Here is a 22,271-nt window from a genome sequence, read left to right as displayed (position 1 = left end):
TGCTATACCCATGTTAATCTATTTTTCGGTTTCTAACCATGGTTAAAAATGAGCGGGGTGTTTGATAGAGGCAGGATATCTACCAAACAGTAAAAAGCGAAACACCCTATGGATGAGCCCATAGGGTGTGTCTTGAACAACTTAGTCTTACGCTCTCGCTTCGAGCGTATAGTGGCAAACAATCCATATATCTTCGAACAGCGTTCGATCCAGACCGTTGCGCGCGCCTTGCTCATCCGTTGCTTTGAGCGCGTCAGGAATGTCTTGGTCGCGGATCGTGATCGTCCAGTCTGCTGGGTTGATCTCAGATGCGCTGACTTCCCCCATGAATATATTTTTTATTCCCGTTAGCGCTTCTTGTGGCCGCTGCTTATCCTCGCTATTTAATCCCGTAGGCGGTCCATTCTGGCCCGCCTCTCCGTCCGCTGGCTTACTTTGCGTCCCAGCTTTGAAAGTGATTGGCTTGCCTTCAATGGTCAGGGTCAATTCATCCAATTCCACCGAATCATTCACCTTGACAAGCAAGATGACTTGCTGATCACGATCAAATCTAACCTCATGCTTTGACGAAGCGCGGAATCCATCGGTCCGAAGTTCGACATGTAATTCATGCGCGTCGGTTTGCGGATTAGGATCATTCAGGAACTCATGCCAGGCAGCCGACAAGTGTTGTTTTGCCGAAAAGGTTGCGATCAGTCCGCTGTCCTTTAAGACAGCATCTCTCTCTTCACGCGCCTTTTCCCTCAATCGTTTCCCGCCATCACGCGACGTATAACTTACATGCAATAACACGTCGGAAATGGTTGCGAAATCAAAGTGATTCGTGTCTTTCGGCAGCTCCAATAACCAACTGCTGTCCGCTCCCGCTCCTTCAAACGGTAAGTAACGAGCATCTTGAAAATTGAGCTCAAACAGGCCCGCGTCTTGTTGGGCATGGCTGGTGACCATCGTGTGAAAGGCCCCAACCGTTTCGTAAAATTCTGCTTTGTTCGGATCACTGTTGAGTCGCGTCTTCCCTTTCGTCAAAGTTAAGGTCGCATTGACACTTGTGTAGGGTCCACTGACACAAGGAATTGTCATACGAACCGCTTTAATCCGACGCATGTAATGCCCTGGGTAGTCGTAGTCAAACAGCGTTTCAGGCAAATGAATCTCACATTCCCCTGTTTCGCGTAAGCGAATCAACTGATACGGATCAAGCTGTAACAAAGAAATATCTTTGTTCAGTTCAAACTCGCGGCGATCGTTATTCAAGTAAGCGACATCCATTCGTTGCAACTCAAAGCGCAATCGTTCGCCAGACAACAACCCTCTGCGCAGATTATCCCAATGTCCAAACGTAATAAACGTTTCCTGATGTCGACCGAGCTCAAACTGGTACGCTTTTTCAGCGCGTTTCGCCGTTGTGTAAGCCAGTTCATAACTTTGGAAGTACAGGTTGGATAATTGAGTGACCATCCAATTGTACAAGTTCTCGTTGGTAAACTTTTGGACAAGGAAATCCTCTTCCACTTTCGCTTGCTCGATTTGCAGCTTCGCATCTCCCAGTTCTCGTTCGGTAATCGCGATACGGATGTTCGCCTCAAGGATTTGAACCTTGATTCTGTCCAATTCTCTATATGCCTGATCCCTTTGGAATTTCCACTCTTCTCTGCGCCGAGCGTAACTACCGAACACCGCGGCTAGTTGACCGCCCGATTCAGCAACAGACCCCATGATATTGAATGCATCGGCAAAGCCTTTTAATGTACTCGCGCTCTTTTGGCCGCCGATGGTCGTGGCAGTCGCCACAGGACTCCCAAACGTTCCAGCGACACCGATGGTTACATCGGGTAATGATGCGATCGGCGCCGCCCCAAATGTCATGAATTGAGAAATCGTTCGAAGCCCCACCGCTGCTAAAGCTAGTTTATAGTGACCTTTTTCCCACAAATTCAAATCTTCTTCAATCAACCAGGTGTAATGGCTTCTACGATCATCGACAACTTCGTAGTAACGTTCTAGCCCAGCAACCGCTTCTTTCGCTTCCGCGATCCGTTGGGCTCGAATTTCAAGCCCCGCTTCCTGCAGTTGGATTCCGTGCGTCGACCGCAAATGAGCCAGTTGTTCGCCATCTTTCTTTTCAAGCGCGGCAAGCAAAGCAGAGCCAAGCCCGCTCACATCTTGGCAGAGCTCCAGCGCTTTTCGATGCAGCGTTTGATAACGATAGTGCGGCAATGGCGCATGTAATTCGTTCACTGCCCGTGAAATATCAGCTCCAGCCGCAGCGGCCTTCACCAACATCCCTGGATCAATCGGCGGCGCGAACAGTGGCAATTGCTGCGCTTGCCCCTCAATATCTAAGCAATGGCGAATTTTAAACAGACGATCTTCCACCGTGTTCCAATAGCCTGTTAGTTTATCATTTTTCGGGACGCAGAAGAACAAGCTCCGTCCAAGCGGCAGCGATGAAGCATTGCCAGGACCCATCGTTTCTGGTAATTGAGGCAATAAGTCTTCCACCTCGATTTCCGCGTTCGAAAGTCGGTCCAACGCTTCGTTATCCATTAAATCTTTGAACGATAGCGCTACCGATTCTTGCGGCGCGGGAATGCTGTGTGGTCGCTCTCCCAATATTTGCGCGGCCAATGTGTAAATGTGTGTCGCTTCGTCGATCGATTCACGGGTTGCCTGTTGAAACAAGTTATCTCCCCACGCAATCAAATTGTCGACATATTTCATCACGACGGACTTCATGTAAGCAATCGGTCGCAGATTGGCGATCACATGCGGATCAAACGGATTACGTTCCCACTCCTTCACCTGTTCAGCAAGCGACTCCAACAGCGACTGTTGCGAACAATCCTCCGTTACCGCTGGCGCTTCATCCAAACGATTGATCAACAAGAGCATTTCGCGCAATCGTCGCACTTCTTCTTCATAAAATGGCTTTACTTTCCAAAACCTGCGAGCGCCGGGTTGCTCCGACTTTTTCTTTTCCTGTTCAGATAAAGGCGTCGTTGGATCAAAAATAGCATGATACCACTTTTGGGCTTCTTCAAATCGTTGATGTTGACTCAAGCGACTCGCGATTAAAAACGGAATGTGGAAAAACAGTTCCCAATTATATAGGCTGTACGCCCCATCCGCTGAAAAATCCAAATCTGAAGCGACAGGGCAATCGGATACAAACTCTTTTTGCGGTTCGTACGCGCTAAATTCAAATTGATTCGGGAATTGTTGGCAATATAACAAACTACCCACTTTCGGATCAAGCAGTCCGTCCACCCCATAGCGAATCAAATTCTTATTCAATTCGATGACATACGGATGATAGAACGTATAGAATGTGTACCTTTTCCCTTTCAATTGCATTAAAGCAGGGCCATAGCCCTCTCCCAGGGTATAAAAATTGGCAATCGACCCCGACATAGCACCAGTGGTGGGCTCCATCATTAGCATCCGATTTACGTTCCGATCAGGCATCCCAACATCTGAAAAATCGAAATGCTGATTTCCAATTTGCGGGTTGATTCTTCCTCCTACTGATCCGTCTAGAAATGGTTCATTTGCAATAGGAATCTGCGCCGCTGGATTTCCTGCAATCGGTGTCCCGACAGTCCAATCAGCGTTTAACTGCGGAGCTATCGGAAACTTGACACGTCCCGTAATTAGCAGATCATGCTGATCAATTAAATCAAAATTCCCGTATCGACCTGGATCGAAAACGAACTCTGGCGGGAGCCAACCCAGATCACCTCCTAGGATGGAAGCCCTCCCATAGGCATCCTTCGGTTTGACAAAGAAGGTCCGCTGATTCTCTCGGTCCACAACAAAGAACACGCCCTGCGAACGGAACTGAGCTGTTTCCTTTGTATCTGGCAGCAACAAATAAGGAGCTTGCTTTTTCAAAACAACCTGATTCACGATCTCTTTCGCGTGATTTTGAGCTGGTAAAATCAGGCTGCCATGGGACTGCAATCCCATTCTTTCGCGTGTCCAGATTTTGGGTGCTTCGGGCGCTATCGTGGACATCACTAACGAAAAATTCGCTTGCTGGACCTGTTCGGGTAATCTCCAAACGTTCGCAATAGGAATATGTCGCTTTACCTGATTAACACTAAAATCATAGGAAAACATGCCAATCAGATAGTCCTGTCCGTCATAGCAAGCAATAATCTCACTTTGCGCCTGAAAATAGATCGATTCCTTCTTGAGCAGCTGATGGCTTCCCTTTCCTGTGACAATCACATCCTCCGTCGTCTGTTTCGGCGACCACTTTCCATCTTGGAAGACACTCCAAGCCAACTTGATCTCCCAGTACTTTTTCGGCATTTTATCCGCGTTGCTTGCCTTTTCAGAGGGAATCTCCTCGACCACTCGCTCGGTAAAAATCGGCCAAAACAAAGTTAGTCTTCGATTGAAAACGGTCGGAATTAGGTGGTCTCCTTCAATGTCCAAATCTATTCGTTCCCAAGCGGTCCACCGCGAGTCGTTAACTCGTTGACGGTAAAAGTAAACCCGCGGAATGTTTCGAGTACGCGCAAAAACATGAACGATATCTGTTCCTGTTCCATTTTCCGTTTCATGATACAAGCCCGCTACTTCTAAATTGGAAACTTCCATTAATTTTTCTAGATAGCCGCGATAGGCCCGCTCCACCGCTTCAGTCGTCACATCACCTTGCATTAGTTCATCTTCTAAGTCTTTGAAAAACGGTGATTTTTCGGTCCTTAACTCCGGCTCAATCCAATTTTCTGGATACAAAAAGACTTGGCGGTTCGCTTCCCAAACACGGTAACGTTTTCTCCATTGCTTCCATTCTTTGGCGTCAGCCGACGACAACACGGGCTCTTCTAAATTCATCAGGCAGCGTTCCACAAACAATTGCGCCGAACTAATCGCCTGGGTGATGCGCGATGTTTGCTTACAGGAACTCATTTCCACATCGATTAATAAGTGACCGAACAAGTCGTTCGCATCGCTTATGTCGGTATTACGGACGACAATATAGTCGACTAAAGCTTGGCGCTGTTCTTCGCGCAACGTATTGCGAATCCCTTCCGCAATCGCGATCCAAGCTTGTTCGTCATACTTCGCTTTAGCCGCCAATCGGGCCCGACGCGCCATCTCCTCGCTGACTTCAGCCGTTGTCAATGTAAACAAGCCTTCAACGGAAAGTTGCGACCGCGAAAGAATCCTAAAGATCTGCTCCAGTCGTTCGATCGTATCGATATCCGCAATTTCCTCACTTGATAAATCAAGACCTTCTGGACCGATTATTTTCGTTAGCGCTTGGGAATCCCAGCCAAAATAGGCGCTAAGCTCATCCACTACCTGCGGGCGATTCACCGCATCTTGCCCGCTTTGAAACATGAATGCCAGTAACGCAAGAAAAGCGCGGTCCCCTTTTCGCGGGCGAGTCTGTTGCTGCTTGTTTAAAACGCGCTGCAACTTCAAGCCTGCTGTAAAGGAGGCTGACTCCGATTCTGTTGCCGTCGGCAGTTGGCCGAGATCAAGCCAGTGTTCGTTTGCTCCCCCTGCTAATACGATTGGTAAATATGTCCCCGTAATCTCCATTCGATGAACGATTTGACCCGCCTTTTGCAAGCGAACGATGCCGTCATAAATGTCCGAAAACGACGCTCGATTGATGTTCAGTTCGATCGACGGAGCCGCTTCTGTTTGTTCATCAGATTGATCCACGTTCGACTGATCCGATTCCCCCGACTCATCTGTTTCGACTTCAGGGACAGACGGAGCCGCCGCCAATTCGCTGGCCAAGATCGCTTCATAAACAGGAACCGAGGCGCCTGGCGTTTTGATCTGTTCGACTAAAAGCTGACCGGCGATCGCATCCACTGACAGTAAACCGGCTAGTCTGTCCTTGATCCACTGCTCCCTCCGTTGCTGACCGTCCAACAATTGTCGGTCTTTAGCCTCTTCCGAATCGTCCCCGCTCGCTTGCAACCGTTCCTCCGCGTAAAGATTGACAATCCCACTGCGTAGTTCAGTCAAGAATTCCGTAATTTCCTCATCCATCTTTGCTCGCTCGGAATCCCCCACTGTATCTTGCAGCCAATATCCCCATTCAGCTACCGTAATCCGCGTCATTCGCGCTTCTTCCACATCCCCCATAAACGCGATTGTTTCCCGCGTCGATGCAAAAGGGAGATGGGCGCTGAGCTGTTTATAAGCTAACAATTCGACGACAGTGATCCGCATGCTGCGCGCCAATGAGACATGACGGTACAACGCAGACAAAGCGGCTAAACTTAACTGATCCGTCGGCGACAGTTCGTTTTGCAACAACGTGAATTCTTCGGCGGAGATCCGCAAGACAGATTGAATCGTCTCCGCATGCTCGGTGAGCGACTCCGATTCCCCCGCCAGTTTCCCTTCGCTTGTCAATTTAAAACTTTCATTAATAGGCGAAGTGACGGCCCGATTTAAGAATAACCGATGATATAACGGTTGCTGTTCGTTCGATTCGCTTAAGGTTGGGATCGCCCGCGTGTTGATGTCCCCAAACCAGCTCAACAGCTCTTCCAACGACAGATCAGAATGCTTTCGCAACGTCACAAGCTCGGCAAGTTTCACGATGATGGAGGAACCGGCCGTTTTAAGCAATGGATCCACGCCTGTTCCAAGCGTCTCGATCGCGAGATCGAGCTCAAAGGTAGACCAATCCAAAGCTCGTTGCAAACGAACAAAGCGATGCAGGCGACTCAGCATGTCAGCAAATAAATCTTCGGCTTCTTTGCCGCTAATTTCCGCGCCTTTATAAGCAAACCACGCTTGCCCTAGGTCGCATAGATCTCCTTCTGATTCAGAAGCGTCCGCTTTTCCAATAAAGCGAATACCAAATTGAGCATTCGGGTTGACATATTCAGCGCGTAACAACGCAAGACATTCCTTAAAAGTAAGCTGCGCCCGCTTTAATACAAGCGGAACGTCTCCTTTTAACGTATCGACCCACTCCAATTTGGATTCAAACTGCCAAAAATTTTCAGGCTGGCTTGATTGCCCATTTGTCGCTGTAATTAGTTTATATTCGATTGGATACAGGCCTAACCGCTCACAAGCGATCTTCACAGCCGTCGGTTCGTCCGATTCACGCTCCAACAGCTCCATTACTTCGGCGCGATCGACCCCAATATGATCCAAATACAACGTTGCTTCCCGCGCAAACAGATCGAATGGCAAACGCCACGGATAGACAGCCTTTTTCAGTTCCTCATACGCCGCTGGTTGCAAATACTCGGGATGGGCTCGCAATTCATCCGCAGTTAACGTCGTGTTGCGGGCGACTTGGCCTGTCTTTCCGACGAGTTGAAACACTTGCTCTTCCAACACTTCATTTACAAGGTCAATGTACGGTAACGTCGTGTTTGTATTTTCACAATTCAGTAAAATTCGGCCAATATCCGGGCGTCTTTCAAAGAATAATTCGAGCGCGCGCCCTTTTTGCTCCGCCGGTCGGTCTTGTAAAAAGTGAAGCAAATCGGTCAAATATGCAGCAGGACTGTACACCGAGCGACAAGGTTCACAATCGCAATAGTCGATCCTTCCAAACAGATCCGCCCATTTCGCCTTTGCTTCGTCAATACTTTTGGTCATCCGTTTTTGTGAACTGGCATCCACGCCATCTCCGAACATGAACAACGAATTATCCAGCAATTGGTCATGACTTGGAATGACCATCGGGGTGTTTTGGTGAAAATGACGACCCAAGCTAGCGATCATCGATTGCGTCATGCTTGCTCGTTGCAACGCATTTTTATGAACGACTTGAGCTCGCTCCGCTCCTCCTAATTTCACGCTATAAGCTTGGATAAACGTTTCTTGGTCCATGCTCGCCACTCTCGTCGCTGAATCGAGTTGATCATCCAACAACACTTTGACTGCGTCATACTTTTCAAAGCGCGGGGCCAGTAAAAAGGCGCGACGCGCTCGCTTTAAACCATCGATCACTTTTTCCCGATCCGATGCCCCTTTTAATATGTCAGGGTGCTGCTCAATCGATTGCTCGATCGACATCGCTCCGAGTTCAAAATCCGGATTGACGTCCAACGTCTTGAGGAGATCGCGATACAACGGTTGCGCTTGATGGTCTTCACGCAGTCGCTCGGCAAACACCGCCGTTGGAAATGCGTCCTCGACGGTGCGCGACAGAACGCGCGCGTAGGTTACCCGTTTGTCCTGATCCGTATCTCCGCTAATCCCGTCAGGAACCGCATCTGCTTGATCATCGCCAGCCGATTGATCGATTAGCCGCAACCAATCCTGCTGCTTTAACCGACCCAAGTCACGCAGCGCAGTGAACTGCCCTTGCTCGAATTGCTTTTTCAGTACACTCGTCAGCGGCGCATGCCCAGCCGTAACCACCCCAATTTTCAGCGTCGTTTGAACTTCCTTTACCGCTTTTTCCGACAACACACCTTGCTGGCTCAACTCCGTCCAAAATACGTTGGCATCCCCTTTGAACGCGAGCGCATGTTGAACAAATGTTTGTTGTTGCTTGGATGTCATCCCCGTCAGTTTAACGAGCGCGCCAAGCTGGAGCCGAACGCCGTCTTGCGGACTTTCAAGCATCTTTTTGACCGAGTAGTTATCTAATTGAGTAACAAATGTTTTTTCATCGCCACTTTCGGAAATAAGATTCAATTCGACGGCTTTTTGCGCTGCTTGAACTAGGACATCGCTATCTTTGACAAGAAAATCAGTCAAACTCATCGGATTTTCCATTCGTAGCGCGCCATACAATGTTTCCAACGGCGCCTTCGTCTCCGCTTGTAGTTGATGCGCCAGTACATAATGGGTAATTTGCTGTGAATCAAGTCCCGTTTGTTCCTTTAGAAAATCAACTTCTTCATCTGTCAATGAGGCGGCTTCCGCTCCATCTAAATGCGGGCTCAATCCTTGCTCGACGATCTCAAATTCGGAAGCCAGTTTGATCTTCTCACCTGATATGATAATATCGACTTGCTCATCCAATGTCGCATGATGCAACACGGGAGATGCGCCTAGCTCTGTTCCATCTGCATCAAACACACGGAGCAACAGATTGATGTAGTCGCTAGCAACGGTCGTTTGAATCAGATATCGACCATCCCGACCCACTTTTACCTCGGCTAGCTGTTCCTCTACTCGCAACCGCTTATCGTAGGCGCGGGCGATCCCGTCGGGAAGCGGGGACCCATCGACTTTCAAGACACGGCCCTGTACGCGAAGCTCGCTTCCTTTTTGCGTCGGTTCTTCTTGTTTTGACGGTAGTTCCTTTGCATCAAATGTAATCGCGAGCAGACCCGTCCGCTTATCGTGCTCCCATTTAAACTCATGTTTAACTGATTTGAGAAGTTGGTTTTGAAAGTAAACATCGACGGTCAGCTCATTTAACTCCTGCTCAAACTGACGCGCGAATTGTTTCTCAAATTGTTCCTCCTGTTGCGCTTGTAACCGCTCCAACCGCATCTTCATTCCAGGTGTCGTTAACGGTCGATCCTTCAGCATTTTTTGCAGAAACTCTTTTAATTGAACATCTAAGTTCTTACGGAGCGGCCGTTCAATCCCCGCTAGGTCCAGACGCATCGTAAACTGCCCGGTTTGATCTGTTTTTGCCTCGCCGATCACCGCTTGTTTATGCTTGATTTCGATTCGTAAAGCGGACACGCCGAGATCTTTTGAACGATCTCGCGCGTTTCCGGTTAATTGATAAATTGACATGAAGTGCCTCCCCTTTTTTATCGTAGAGTGATTTTGATTTTATCTTGCTGGACCGTGCACTTTATCTAACCAATAAAGCGTTCTGAGCTCCATCATTCGGAGTTGTTGTTGGTTGCGAATTTGTTCATGGGTTGGAGTAGGTCGTCTTGGCTCTAGATGTCGCCGCATAATCCTATCCCCATTCACTTTATTAGATAAAGTGGTATCGCGCGTACTATCTCCATTGCCAATAGTCCTTCCTACGTGATTCTGGCTTGCGCGCCTTGGCGTCGCTAAACTTACTTTTTGACGCCTCCCTAGCCCACCTACTGTTCCACCAAAAATAATGAGATTATCAAGATCATCGCCTTCCATACCTATCGCAAGTCCGACTCCGACCCCTAACGCGCCACCCAAGGTATTGATCTTACTCTCTAATTTTTTCATACGATTAATTATCCTTTGCACGTTGCGATTATGAATCTCTCGCTTTAGGCTATGTCCCCGTACAACCATCGCTCCTCGGTCAGCATCCTCAATTAAAAATTCCATATTATTAAACATTTGGTTTGCTTGGTCTCGAGCCGCCCTTAACAGTTTCAAATTCGCGCCTACGGGGACGCCATCATACCAAAGAGTAAAAAGAGCGGAACGATATTCTTCTTCAATCCCTTTATCCAATAAAAAGTCTAATCTCTCAACAAAATCCTCTATCAAGAGTGCTTGTTGCAGCAGATCAATAATCTGTTCACGAGTGAACTCCTTCTTCTCATTCGATTCCTCCGTTTGATTTAATTCAGGTTGATCGCCAGATGACTCAGGATTCGGGTAGCAGTTTTCTCCTATCGATAAATACCCATCAATCTCCTGGCTTTGCAATCCCTCTGGATCCACATACTTCAACGGATTATTTGAGACATAGGCATACAGATTTAACCCATCGACAAAGCCTGCCGGATCGGCGCTTGCCCATCTTCCTAACCAAGCGAGATAATAGCGCGCTCCGTAATAGTAGAGTCCGGTTGTTTCATCGCGTTCCTTCCCGGTATAGCGATACCGCTTCAAGCTTGTTTCCGCCGCATTGCGTCCTGATTGATAGGCCCTTTCGCCGAATGGAAGATACTCCTCATACGAGATCAAGCGGCCTACTTCATCCAATTCAATTGATGCCGATTGGAGGTGATTATGCAATTGATAGCGGATCACGGGCTTCGAATCGAGTATCGCTTCGCTCGTGTCGATTTTTTTCGTTTCTATTAAAGCGATGCGCGCGTTGCCGTCCAACACATGCAAGGAAGTCCGCTCTAATTCAAGCTGACCCTTTCGACTTTTTCGGTAGATTTCAAACCCGCCAAAATAGATTCGCTGTTCGATGGTTGAGCCACCTCGGTGTCGATGTGTTTTTCGAACGCGTTCTCCTGCTGCGTCATAGGTATAAAATTCCTCGCCGCCCCCGCCTAAATCGACTCTGCGCAATTGATCATGCGGGTCCCAGTCGAGCTTCGCTAGATGCGGCATCTGAGTCATGTTGCCATGGGCATCATACGCGTAGCGCGCGGAATACATTTCACCCGCGTTGCGTACAACATCCGTGTCATCTCCAGGTAAACTTGTTGATAGCAACCGGTGATTTTCCGCCTCATATTGGTAGTGTCGGGTCCATTGCTGATCTTGAAAAGCCGGGTTCGACAACCGATGAGCCAGACGAATCAAGTTGCCAACCTCGTCATACTCGTATTCCTCGACATACCGACGCATCGCCTCGTTATCATGAGCGTGCGGCAGTTCGGCAATCGGTAATTCCTTTGGCGCCGCGGACATCGGTAAGCCCTGACCTGATGCCTCTCTTCCCTCCGCCTTTTTTAACCGATAGAGCGGATCATAGCTAAATCGACTGTTCGGTTCGACCACACTATTTTTGAAAAAAGTGGTCTGCTGGGCCTCATCGTGGATCTCGGTTACATTCCCGACTGGATCATATGTGTAGGCGAGCGCTTGCAATCGCGCGCTGTCCGACAAACGGATTGTCTCCAAACGAGTTAAACGAAAAGTCTGTTCATCATACACGTAGCTCGTTTCGACGCCGTTACCATATACGATTCGCTCCCGTTGACCACGCGCGTTGTAATCAATTTGTTCAACAAAAGCAGCCTGGGATTGTTGTTGCCCGTTTGGCAACACACCTGCTATTTTTGTAAGTAGGCCTGACGATTGATAGCTATAGTACAAAACGCTTTGATCGGGCTGCTGTTGCGCAATCGGGCGATTAAGCGCGTCAAAGCGGGCTGTCTGTTCATAGGAGTCGCTTTCCATGGAAGGATTCGCAGACCAGTCGATCACGCTGTCAAATGATTCCGTTAGCGTTCTGCGTTGACTTAACGGATTCCCTTTAAAATCGTACGCATCGATCACAACAATTCCCGCCTGATCAAACTGTCGATATACTTGCCCGCGTAGATTGTATTTCTCCGCTTGCGGTTGGGCCTCCCCATATTCCACCTTTGCAGACAGATAGGGATCGCCGCTGTCCACTGAATGAATCCACGTTTCCGTCGGTCGGCGCAACGCATCGTAGCGCATTTCGAATTGGTGACCGCGTTCGTCCCATAGCCGAACAGGCTGCTCATCGGCACCCACAAACATCCACCTCATGCCTTGATCGACACTGTTCGTTTCAAGCGGGCGACCGAGCAAATCGTAGCGCGTCCGCATCACAACACGTTGTTTTGCGTCGGTAACTTCGAGGGGATTACCGGATAGATCGAACGTAATGCGTTGTTCATATTGACCCGCCTCCCCATTGTCTTCGATCTGCAAAAACGCCTGACCTAACGTATCCAAGTAGCTCATCGCAGGTGTATTTGCATGTTGGGCGGCCAACCACGCCGCCCGTCTGTCGGGATCGCTCGGTTCCGCGCCTGTAGGATCGGGATTGTTACGCTCTCGGTACCACTCGCTTTCGAGGACGGTATCATTGCCATCCCATTGCGTTTGCGACCACGGATCGAAGGCTACCTTTTCAAACGAACCGTCTGGAAAATCCGTTCGAATCAAACGACCGAGCGGATCATAGCGTAAAATGGAGCTGACGCCCCACATCACAAGCTGCGCTTCTTCCTCATAGTCATGCCCATCGGTAAAAAAGGGCTCATATTGTTTGACGGGATTGCCCTTGTTGTCGTAGATCGTTCGACCGCTGCCGATCCATCGCATCGGTGTGTCTACCATCTGAACCTGATTGTCGATGATGATTAGGGCTCCCGTTTGCGGATCGCGGTCAGGCGCTTTCCCTGCCTCCGCTCGCGCCTTTGTCATCAGTTCCCTGCCGAGTCCATCCTGATACGAAAGGAGATGTTGGACCCGACTCACTTCATTTGGACCCAGTTCAAAATGGTGCGTTTCCCGCGCGATCGTATGGATTCCGACAGGTTGACGTTCCCGTTGAAACGCGTCCAGATCGATCATAAAGCGGGTGGTCGCCTGTTGTAGAAAGTGATGCGGATCCGCTACACTCTCAGCAAGCGTATTCGGTTTTCGCTCCACAAATTCAGCGAGTGAATCTCCCGTTTGTTCTGACGGCTTAGCCATCAACGCCGTGGCCGCAACCATTCCCAACGCATCGAAACGCGCGACCGAGCGATTCCCATTGGGATCAATCAGTTGTTCCGCTTGCAACGTCCGATAATCGTAGCTGATCCGCGTAACATCGCCCGCTACCCCTGGCAGTGGATCGGGCGCCACCGTTTCGATTGGAAACAACGCGTACTTGTCATATTTCGTTGTGGTCATCGCTCCAAACGGATCTGTATAGGCGATCGGATGATAAAAGCGAGTCGCGTCAAACGTTGGATAACCCGAAGCGAGCCACCAATTACCGTCCATTTCCACGTACCCCGCTTCCGCAAGCAACATTCGATCAACGCGATCGCCGTATACTTCCGCAATCAATCCCGGCGTCAAGGCAAGTTCGTACGTTTCATACGGGAACGCGAACACGTCCACTTCACCCATCGGGAGCGGACCCGATAAGTCGTCTTTCCAATACCGAATTCGAGCGGATTGAACCAGCTTTTTTTGCGGTGTTTGCTTGTTCGACGCGACCTCAAATGGGATCAGCTCCGACGTTTCAACCAAGGAAACGAGTTCGTCCATTGAAAACAAGCCATTCGCTATGGTCGGTGGAAGTCCCGTTAACTCATACGCCCGCTGTTCAAGCAAGGTCCCGATGCGATACACATCCGCCTCCGCCCGATTCACATAATCGGATTCGGTGTAGATGACAACCGTTTCCATTTGTGGCGCTAGCTTCGCTTGATCATTGATTTGCGCGTTTCGACGCGGATAGGCGATAGCGGCAGCTTTCCTTGTGTTTCCGAATTCATCCACTTCCAAGGTTAGCTCCCGCGCTACACGCGGATCTTCTGGATTACGCTCATAGTGATAGGTCACCGCCTCGCTTTGATAAACATAAAACACCGCATCGTGATCATCGAACGCCGCTTGCAACCGCTGAATCTGATAGGCATACTCCATCACCTGAAAAGGATGTTCACTTTGTGGCGTTCCATCGATCCTATATATTTCTGTACGCAGCGGCTGCCCTTTCAACGCTTGACACGCTTGCCTTTTTTCTTCATTTGTCAAGTTAGGCGGGAACAATGTTGGCGCTACATTGAACGCCTTAGAATCGCCGGCGTAATATTCATTTCTAAAATGGTCTGTCATTCGTTGCCGTCCGAGCCAAGCCCCTGTATGGAACCATGTTTTGGTCAAGACGGGCGGTTGATCAAGTTCGTTTGAAACAGAAAACTGATCGGTATCCCATTGTTTCACAAGACCGAACCCACGAAATTCCCGTTCAATTCCATCATAGTAACCGTGATGGTACGAATAACGCGAGCTGTACGTTGCGCCTGTCACATGCTCAATGAGTTCGGTCCGTTCCACAACTTGGACAGGAAACGGGAGGGGCGTGAGCCACGGTTGCCCTCTTTTTTTATCTTCCAAATAAAATTGAGTCGAGGAGGTATAATGCAGTTTCTCCTCTTTACCCAGATTATTTTGAATCGATGTTAACAAATGCGGCTTTACTCCGCCCATCAAATCCATATACAACACGCGTCGCGCCCCATGTGTCGGTAAAGGAGAAGACCAGACAAGGCAAGTCACGCCGATTCCAAGTAGATCCGCAACCTGTACGTAAGCTAAATTGTCAATCGGGGGAAAGGAAGATATCTTCTGTTTTTCACCCCAGGCATTTCCCGCCTGATTGAACCAGACTTCAATTGTCGTCTCTCCCAAATAAATTAAATCCGTCGTTCCTGATCCATCGATATCCGCCAAGCGCAAGCGCTGAGGGTCAAGCCGATCCATCGAAGCGAAACGCGGCGAACGATCCATCGTCACCTTCGCCCCGAAACGCCCATACCCAAGGTTTGGCCAATAGCAAATTTCTCCATTGCGAATGCGGACGAGGTCTGTCAAACCATCCCCCGACATATCCGCTAAATAAATTGATTCGATCGCATCGGCGAAAACGAGATTCGGACCTTTTTCCTCATCAATCTCCTTCTGTACCCTTTGCGGCAAACCAAACCCTTCGCTCCCTTTTGTTGGGTAATATGTGAATACTGTATCTTCCGTCAACAACAGATCGAGCCGTCCATCGCCTGTCAAATCGATAAAGCGAAGATTGGGATCATTCCAATTGACATTCGGAATCGAGTGCAACGGGGTAAATGGTTGCCAACTTCCCTCTTCATTGCGTTCATAAAATCCTGCCCGTGTTCCGTCGTATTCTACTAAATCGAGCTGTCCGCTCCCTGTCACATCGGTTAATTGGTGTTTACGGCGCGGCGAACGAGCCAACGCGGGAAGCGGATCCACCAACTTCTGAGTTCCAAATTTTCCATTTCCCAAATTTCGCTTGTAATACCAAGCATTGGGCCCTTGCGCCAGTATGCCAGGCAAACCTTCTCCATCGAGATCAATCAGCCGGTAGGCGTCGCCATCGATTCCCGCCGGCGCATTCTCAAGACTGGTCGGATCAAGCTCTTTCAGTTGACCCTGCAACACCGATTTTGAATAGTTCAGTTCAAGCGGCGGAAATGTCTGTTGTTCGATGTGACCATTTGCCCCTTTACGAAAACCGATTTGCTCCACTTTAATCAGTGTCGTCAACGCTGCCCCGTGTTCATATGTAAAGTTCGTTGACCGCGTGAGGGTCGGTCCTTCGCCTAATTCAACAAAATGGTGATACATCAACACGCGTTGACATAAACGATACGTTCGGATTTCAAAACCGGATCGATAGCTTGAAAAAGGATCTTTTCTAACCGACCACTCGCGCGTTAGTTCATACTGGGGTATTTCCGCTAAATCACCATGTTCCCCATAATCGAAAACGACTTCAAATAACCACTCGCTAGCTTCAAATGGCCGCTGATTGCCGTAGCGTATTCTTTTAAGATATAAGTTTGAAAATTTAGATAATTTGAAGCGATGTTGTTCGTTCAAGGCATGGGACTTTACATTAAGCCCATCTTCCCGTTTGTATTCGTAAACGATAATATTCCCTTTTGTGTCATACGACTGTTCCAAATTCCACTGGAAAATTTTATTCGGATGTTGTGGATCCGCTATGCGCGCTTCCTCTTTTTTTCCATAAATACTTGTCACTTGGTCTTTGGAAACGCTGCGCCAATGGATGATTCCACTATGGACTTCAGTCCATCGTTCGATGCGGATAAAGAGGCCTTCGATTCGCGGTCGATAGCGGCGGACCCTGTATTCCACACCCTCTTCTACACGATGGAAAACATCAGATGTCGCTTCCCCCGTTTCGCTTGCGTTTGCGTTGAACGGGACGAGATCTTCCGCTCCCCCAAAAATAAACGTATCCGCATCTTCCGAATCCCGATAGGTCGGAATTCCTTTCGCTGTTTTCCGTGTAATCGACGGGATCGAGACAGAACAGCCCAATCCAAACGGACTATTCCCTGCGCCCGAATCGTAGGACAGCGACAACGCGGGCTGAAATTCCTGACGGCCAGGGGATATATAAAGGGGGATCGACAACGATGCCGCGCCTGTATTCGAGTGGACTGACAACTTTTCATCCATACTTTGGATCGCTCCACCGCCTTTCGGTAAAGAAAGCTGAGGAGCGGAAAGGATCGGTAATCCTCCTCCCGAAGAAAAGGATTGCTGGGAAGAAGTTTCTTGACCTCGCGATTGTTGCGGTTGCTGCGCCGAATCCCGAATTCCTGCGCTTCTTTGATCCTGTATTCGATGCTTGCTCATCTGCGTCACCTCTTTCCTTTTGTTCCGTTTAGCTAGGGTTCAATTGACAAAAACATTATACTTCATGCCTGGTTAAATATGGGTGCCCAAACACAAAATGGGTCCAAGTCCCTCCACTTTTTGGATAAGATAGGACCAACCCACAGGTTCTGTCCCGATTGAAAGGGGATTTATTTAGGTTAAAACAACCACATCCATAGAACTAGTCGACAAGAATGAAGGGCGGGCGCTAATTCGAGCTACCTATACCGATCACGCCTAGCGCAGGCTCTAATACTCTTCCAGTCGGAAGCGGTAACGTATATTCTATTTATTTTCGGATTCACATGAGAAGCGGATCGGGTTAACGGGGTGGGAGGAAGGGATTGAGTGAAGTTTTAAAGGGGCTATCAGGCACCTTTTTGCTTCGGATGTGTTTGAAGAACTACTAATAACCCGTTATACTGACAGGTAATGCATATAGAACGGCTGCTTTGCCAGTTAGGGGGTCAGAAAAATGGGTGTACTCTTGTTTATTGCGGGTTTTATCGGAATCTTGGTTTCGTCTATCCTGTTGTTTGTGGATCTTATTAATAAAAGGCGGTTGCGCTATAAAGTTGTCTCATTGGCCCTCTCCTTCGGATTGATTGGACTGGCTTATTTAAATTTTTCGGTAGAAAATCCCAAAGAGACGAAGGCGCAGCCGACTGTCACAGAGCTTGAACCTGAAACCTTGCCGTGGGCATCGGATGAGGAACCTGATGAGGAGACGCTCGCCTTGCAAAAGGAACTTCGCAAAGTGATCCACGACGCGTTCGGTTCCTGGAACGGGTTTAATGGCAGGGATACGATTTTACAATTGGATTACAATTCGGAACGCAAATCCGCTTTTATTCGCGTATTCGGCAAAGACGGATTAACGACGAATCTCATTAAAAGGACGATCTGGCAAGATGCTCATGACGTGTTAAAAAAGGTAAAATTGATGAACGGCGTTGAGGCGGTTGATTTCCAAATCGTTTTGCCATTAAAAGCGGATAACGGCGACATCGCGCATGAAATCGTAATGAAAATGACGTTCAGCGCCAAGGCATTCGCCGCAATCGATTGGGGCGACTTCCCTTTTGAAAAAATGCCGCAAGCCGCGGATGTGTATTGGGTCCACCGAGCCCTTGACTAGCCGAAACCGCCATCGTAGCGGAGAATTGAATATACAGTGAAGATTTGAACGCAACCGCGAGCGGCGGGTTCCGGGATTCAGGCGGCGGGGATTGTCGCGGATATACGAGGAATTCGTGAGGCTACCTTCGAGTTATCGCGCCTTATTTTTGAAAAGGTTAAAATTAAATTCCGTTTTTACGCCCTTATTTTTTACTTTTATTACAAATTTAGTGAACCAGTATGAAAGATAACCGACTGCAACATTATTCAAAAAGATATAAAAAAAATTCATTCCCTTTCTAATATCGATCAAATCTAACCATCTTTCAATCGGTACAACACCGAATGCAAATACGGCGCTTAACCCGATAGTGTATAAATAAAAGTTTTTGTTTTTATTCGTACAATATTGATATAACAGTAAATAAGATGCGGGCAGCAGCGAAGCGGTCATCGCGATTGAAGTTTGCAACGGCGGGATCAAGAAATATTTTCGGACGATTACTGTCATATTTTCCATTGCCAAGTTGCTATATCCCCACAACATGTGCCCCGTGTAGCCAAAGAAAAAAATTTCAAAAATGCGCGCCCGATCCACTTTGAAATAAACAACGATGAGTGGGATGACAAACATGGCAACAACAACCCAAAATTGCCAATGACCCCAATCGGAAAAATGGCGCCAATAAGTAGTAATGATGGAATTTAGATCCTCTGACTCCTTATAAATTTTTGTCCAATACTCATTGTAATCCACTCATTTACCTCCTCAAATAAATGGTTGCCCCTGGTTATCCTTTAACTTGCCCCATTTTTATTTTTATAATGCAACTTAAGTCACGTCCGCCGCTAGTCACGGTTGCTTACCCCCATAAAATTTGTAAATTCAACCGTGTGTAGCGCTTTCCGCGACTCATTTTTTTACAAAAGCAGCCATTAAAAAAGCTGTGGTATCATAAAATGTCATAATGATCCGATGGAACGCAACAAAATCATTCGACTCAACTCTAGTATCTTCTCTCCATTCGCTTGAACAATCACTCCGCCTCTTATAAAGAAGCAAACCAGCCCTAATCGTTTTTCCATTCAACTACCAAGTCCTCAGTCGGGTATTGACCCTGCTCGCTTTAAATGTAAGTGGTGGACTTCTTTCCTTTAGTAAAACTTATGAAATTTGTGAGGTGTCAATCCCCTATTTATTTCTCTTTGCTGACACTCATCCAATCGAGAATTCGCTTACTTCCATATAATAGACTAAAATACAAGATAGCGTTCTAAGCTATCGGAGCTATGTTCACGTATATAAATGAAAGGATTGATAGAATTGAAAGGAAAGCCTCTAAGAATTACTGTAAGTTTGTTGCTTTTATTTTCAAGTTTTATCCCCGCAACAGGCGCGACCCTCGCAAAAGCAGAATCTGATCAAACATGGATAATCGAGGAGCTAGAATCTGTCAAAGAAAGGATCGACGGCATTATAGCCAAAATCGGGTCTGATGAACCCGTAGAACCGACGCCATCCGACCCGGAGACACCCGGGACACCGGATCAACAAGTATATGAGTTAGATTTAAAGGAATGGAATGTCTATAATGATGGAACCCATCCGGAAGAAACAACAAAAGGAATTAACAGGGCATTGGTTTGGGCAAAGGAGCAGGGATACGACACATTAAAACTGCCGGCTGGGACTTTCCTAATCTCCAAGGGTGATGGAACATACCAAAATCGAGCTGACTCGCTCATCACTTTAATCAGCGATATGACCTTGCTGCTAGACGATGACACCGTGTTGCAAAAAGAAACCAATGGATACGACCAATATTCTTTGATCCATGTAAGTCCCCTGGTCGACAATGTAACGATCAAAGGCGGGACACTGATTGGGGATCGAGACACACATGATTACACAACCATCAGAAACACGCACGAATGGGGGCATGGAATCAACATTGTCGGCGGAAGAAATATAACTGTCGATGGGGTGAACATTCAAAAGTTCTCTGGGGACGGGGTCTACATCGGCGGATCCACTATGCCTGGAAGTTATCCGATAACCGCAAGCGGTCTGGAGGTAGGAGGCATCGATTCCAACGGCAAACCCATCAATGAATCAGGTAAAATTCGCACGAAAGAACTAAGAGATTTTAGCAACATCACGCATGAAAGGCACAAAATCGTCAATATTTGGCTAGCAGAAGGCCTAAACAGCAAAAATTTCGAAGTCTTTTACTATGACGCAAATGGCAATTTCTTGAGCAAAGATATCGGGCGCGTGTACACCAAATATTCGATCGCTCCTAAAGAAGCCGACACTTACAAAATTGTTTTTAATGCCGCTAACACATCCAAAGTAAAAATGACGATGATGTCGATAGAGAACGCGAAAGATGTGCGGATCGTAAACAACGACATTGGACACAATCGCAGACAAGGCATTACAGCGGGCGGTGAAGATATTCAAATCCTAAATAACAATATTCATGACACCACAGGAGTTGCGCCCCAATCCGGGATTGATATTGAACCTGGCTTCTTCCCGGCGAGAAATCAATTAATTAAGGGGAACACATTCAAAGATAATAAAATCCAAATGGTGCTGGCCTACGGAAATGATGCTGTAATTGAAGAAAATACCTTTATCTCAGACAGAGAAAAAGTCCCAGGCACGATCGGCTTACACGTCCACGCTGATTATGTCGGAGTCAAAATAAGTAACAATACATTTGAACAAGTCGGACTAACATCCTACCCAGCAAATGCCGAAATCAATGGTAACCACTTTGTCCGCGGGGGCGCAACGCTGTACGGCGCAAACAATATTTTCAAAAACAACACGATTACCGATGGCGGTTTGAGTGTAGGTTCCGGGAATAGCGAGGGAACCATCATTTCAGACACAACCATCATCAGTACAGGAGACCACCCTAAAAATGGCGGAAGTCTTACGATTAGCGGCAAACCGGTTATTGTAGAAAACGTCCAATTAAAAGGAACACCGGAAACGCCCGTCACAATTGCCGGTTATAGCGCCAAAGACACCGTGTTCAATGGATTAGTCATGGAAAATGGAGCCTCAGGAACCACAGGCCTGCCTTCAGGAACCTATGTGAACAGCGCCTTCAACTATACAGGAAACGGAACCTCAGCTTTGGCCGTGCAATATAACGCGGATGTTACGATAAAGGACTCCGAATTTAACGATGTTCGATTGGGCCTATACAGCATAACCGCGAAAGCCCAAGTCGAAGATTCCGTTTTTAACTACACGGGTGATTTAGAAAATCCTGCGATCTACGTGACGACAGGGGATCATTTAACCGTAGAAAACAGCGTATTTAATGCGAAGAATTTAACGAAAGAATCCGTTTATATTGTCAAAATTGGTCAACATGCTTGGAAGAATCGCCCAGCTAAAATAAATAGCGCGACCGTTAAAGGCAATCAAATCTACACCAACCTCGCGGCAAGAGGGATTTACACCCCTGACGCAGGAATTGGCGCTCCAGCGTTTGACATCCAAAACAATACGTTATATGGCGCAAAACTGTATCTAACGGACAAAGATATCAATGTAAATAATAAAGAAATGCCTTATGAATGAGATCAATCATCCAACAACCCCGTTTCTAAGCTAGATGCGGGGCTGTTATTCTTTTAATTATGAACTTGTTTAAGATTGCTCTTAACGTACGAAGCGATCTTGCAAAGCGCTTCGCTCTCGGATACCTCTCCCGATAAATCTGGCAACCCCGGCCATGCCTGATCCTTCCATACCTGATCAAATTGTTCCCTTTCACTTTTGTAGCGAGGAATTACATGATAGTGAACATGTTTATCTACCATCATTAACATCAAATAATTAATGACATCATAATGAAATAACTCTTGAAGAGATCCTTCAATAACTTTAATCATCTGATAAAGATCCCCATACTCTTCTTGAGCCAATTCACCAAAAGTCGCGCATTCTCTTTTTAACGATAGAATTCCCGACCCTAAAGTAGCTTGGTGAGGACGAAGCGACCATACCCAATGTTCTGTTTCATAGATCGTCAAATCCTCTACCTTAAATTTATCTTTAAAAGCTTTTAACCCGTTGCGCAACTCGTTCACTCCTTAGTTTTTGCCTTCCATTATACTTA

Annotated in this window: 7 protein-coding genes; 2 read left to right on the top strand and 5 right to left on the bottom strand. The window is 47.5% G+C overall.

Going from position 1 to position 22,271, the window contains the following annotated elements:
• Window positions 1-147: 147 nt before the first annotated feature.
• Together BEP19_RS03540 and BEP19_RS03535 are read right to left on the bottom strand one after the other, a co-directional pair.
• On the bottom strand, window positions 148-9,705 hold the full coding sequence (locus BEP19_RS03540) for a Tc toxin subunit A-related protein (RefSeq protein WP_120188455.1): 9,558 nt from the start codon (window positions 9,703-9,705) through the stop codon (window positions 148-150).
• A gap of 39 nt (window positions 9,706-9,744) precedes the next feature.
• Window positions 9,745-16,986 carry a SpvB/TcaC N-terminal domain-containing protein gene (locus BEP19_RS03535; RefSeq protein WP_120188454.1) on the bottom strand — a complete coding sequence of 2,414 codons (7,242 nt, stop codon included), beginning with the start codon at window positions 16,984-16,986 and terminating at the stop codon, window positions 9,745-9,747.
• A gap of 496 nt (window positions 16,987-17,482) precedes the next feature.
• On the opposite strand from BEP19_RS03535, the gene BEP19_RS03530 reads away from it, so the two are divergent.
• The gene (locus BEP19_RS03530) at window positions 17,483-18,145 is read left to right on the top strand and encodes a hypothetical protein (RefSeq protein ID WP_120188453.1); all 663 of its coding nucleotides are present in this window, start codon (window positions 17,483-17,485) and stop codon (window positions 18,143-18,145) included.
• Between the two features lie 132 nt (window positions 18,146-18,277).
• On the opposite strand, the gene BEP19_RS03525 is transcribed toward BEP19_RS03530, so the two are convergent.
• Both BEP19_RS03525 and BEP19_RS18095 read right to left on the bottom strand, forming a co-directional pair.
• A complete protein-coding gene (locus tag BEP19_RS03525) occupies window positions 18,278-18,883 on the bottom strand; it encodes a hypothetical protein (RefSeq protein ID WP_120188452.1) in 606 nt (201 codons plus the stop codon).
• Window positions 18,884-19,089: 206 nt separating this feature from the next.
• A complete protein-coding gene (locus BEP19_RS18095; protein WP_281269262.1) occupies window positions 19,090-19,212 on the bottom strand; it encodes a hypothetical protein in 123 nt (40 codons plus the stop codon).
• 238 nt (window positions 19,213-19,450) lie between these two features.
• Between BEP19_RS18095 and BEP19_RS03520 the strand changes: the two genes are divergently transcribed.
• Window positions 19,451-21,730, top strand: coding sequence for a right-handed parallel beta-helix repeat-containing protein (locus BEP19_RS03520; protein WP_170145239.1), 2,280 nt, complete (start codon window positions 19,451-19,453; stop codon window positions 21,728-21,730).
• A gap of 53 nt (window positions 21,731-21,783) precedes the next feature.
• Here the strand turns inward: BEP19_RS03520 and BEP19_RS03515 are convergent, their stop codons facing one another.
• The gene (locus BEP19_RS03515; protein WP_120188450.1) at window positions 21,784-22,233 is read right to left on the bottom strand and encodes an HIT family protein; all 450 of its coding nucleotides are present in this window, start codon (window positions 22,231-22,233) and stop codon (window positions 21,784-21,786) included.
• Window positions 22,234-22,271 lie beyond the last annotated feature (38 nt).

Origin of the sequence: Ammoniphilus oxalaticus (assembly GCF_003609605.1) — a bacterium.
In the GTDB taxonomy this organism is placed as follows: Bacteria; Bacillota; Bacilli; order Aneurinibacillales; family RAOX-1; genus Ammoniphilus; species Ammoniphilus oxalaticus.
The sequence above is the reverse complement of the archived record's forward strand: the minus strand, read 5'-3'. Positions and strand labels throughout refer to the sequence as shown.

Bases quoted from the DNA above. Each gene is read 5' to 3' on its own strand.
- BEP19_RS18095 (WP_281269262.1), bottom strand. From the start codon at position 19,212: ATGGAAAAACGATTAGGGCTGGTTTGCTTCTTTATAAGAGGCGGAGTG.
- BEP19_RS03535 (WP_120188454.1), bottom strand. From the start codon at position 16,986: ATGAGCAAGCATCGAATACAGGATCAAAGAAGCGCAGGAATTCGGGAT.
- BEP19_RS03530 (WP_120188453.1), top strand. From the start codon at position 17,483: ATGGGTGTACTCTTGTTTATTGCGGGTTTTATCGGAATCTTGGTTTCG.
- BEP19_RS03540 (WP_120188455.1), bottom strand. From the start codon at position 9,705: ATGTCAATTTATCAATTAACCGGAAACGCGCGAGATCGTTCAAAAGAT.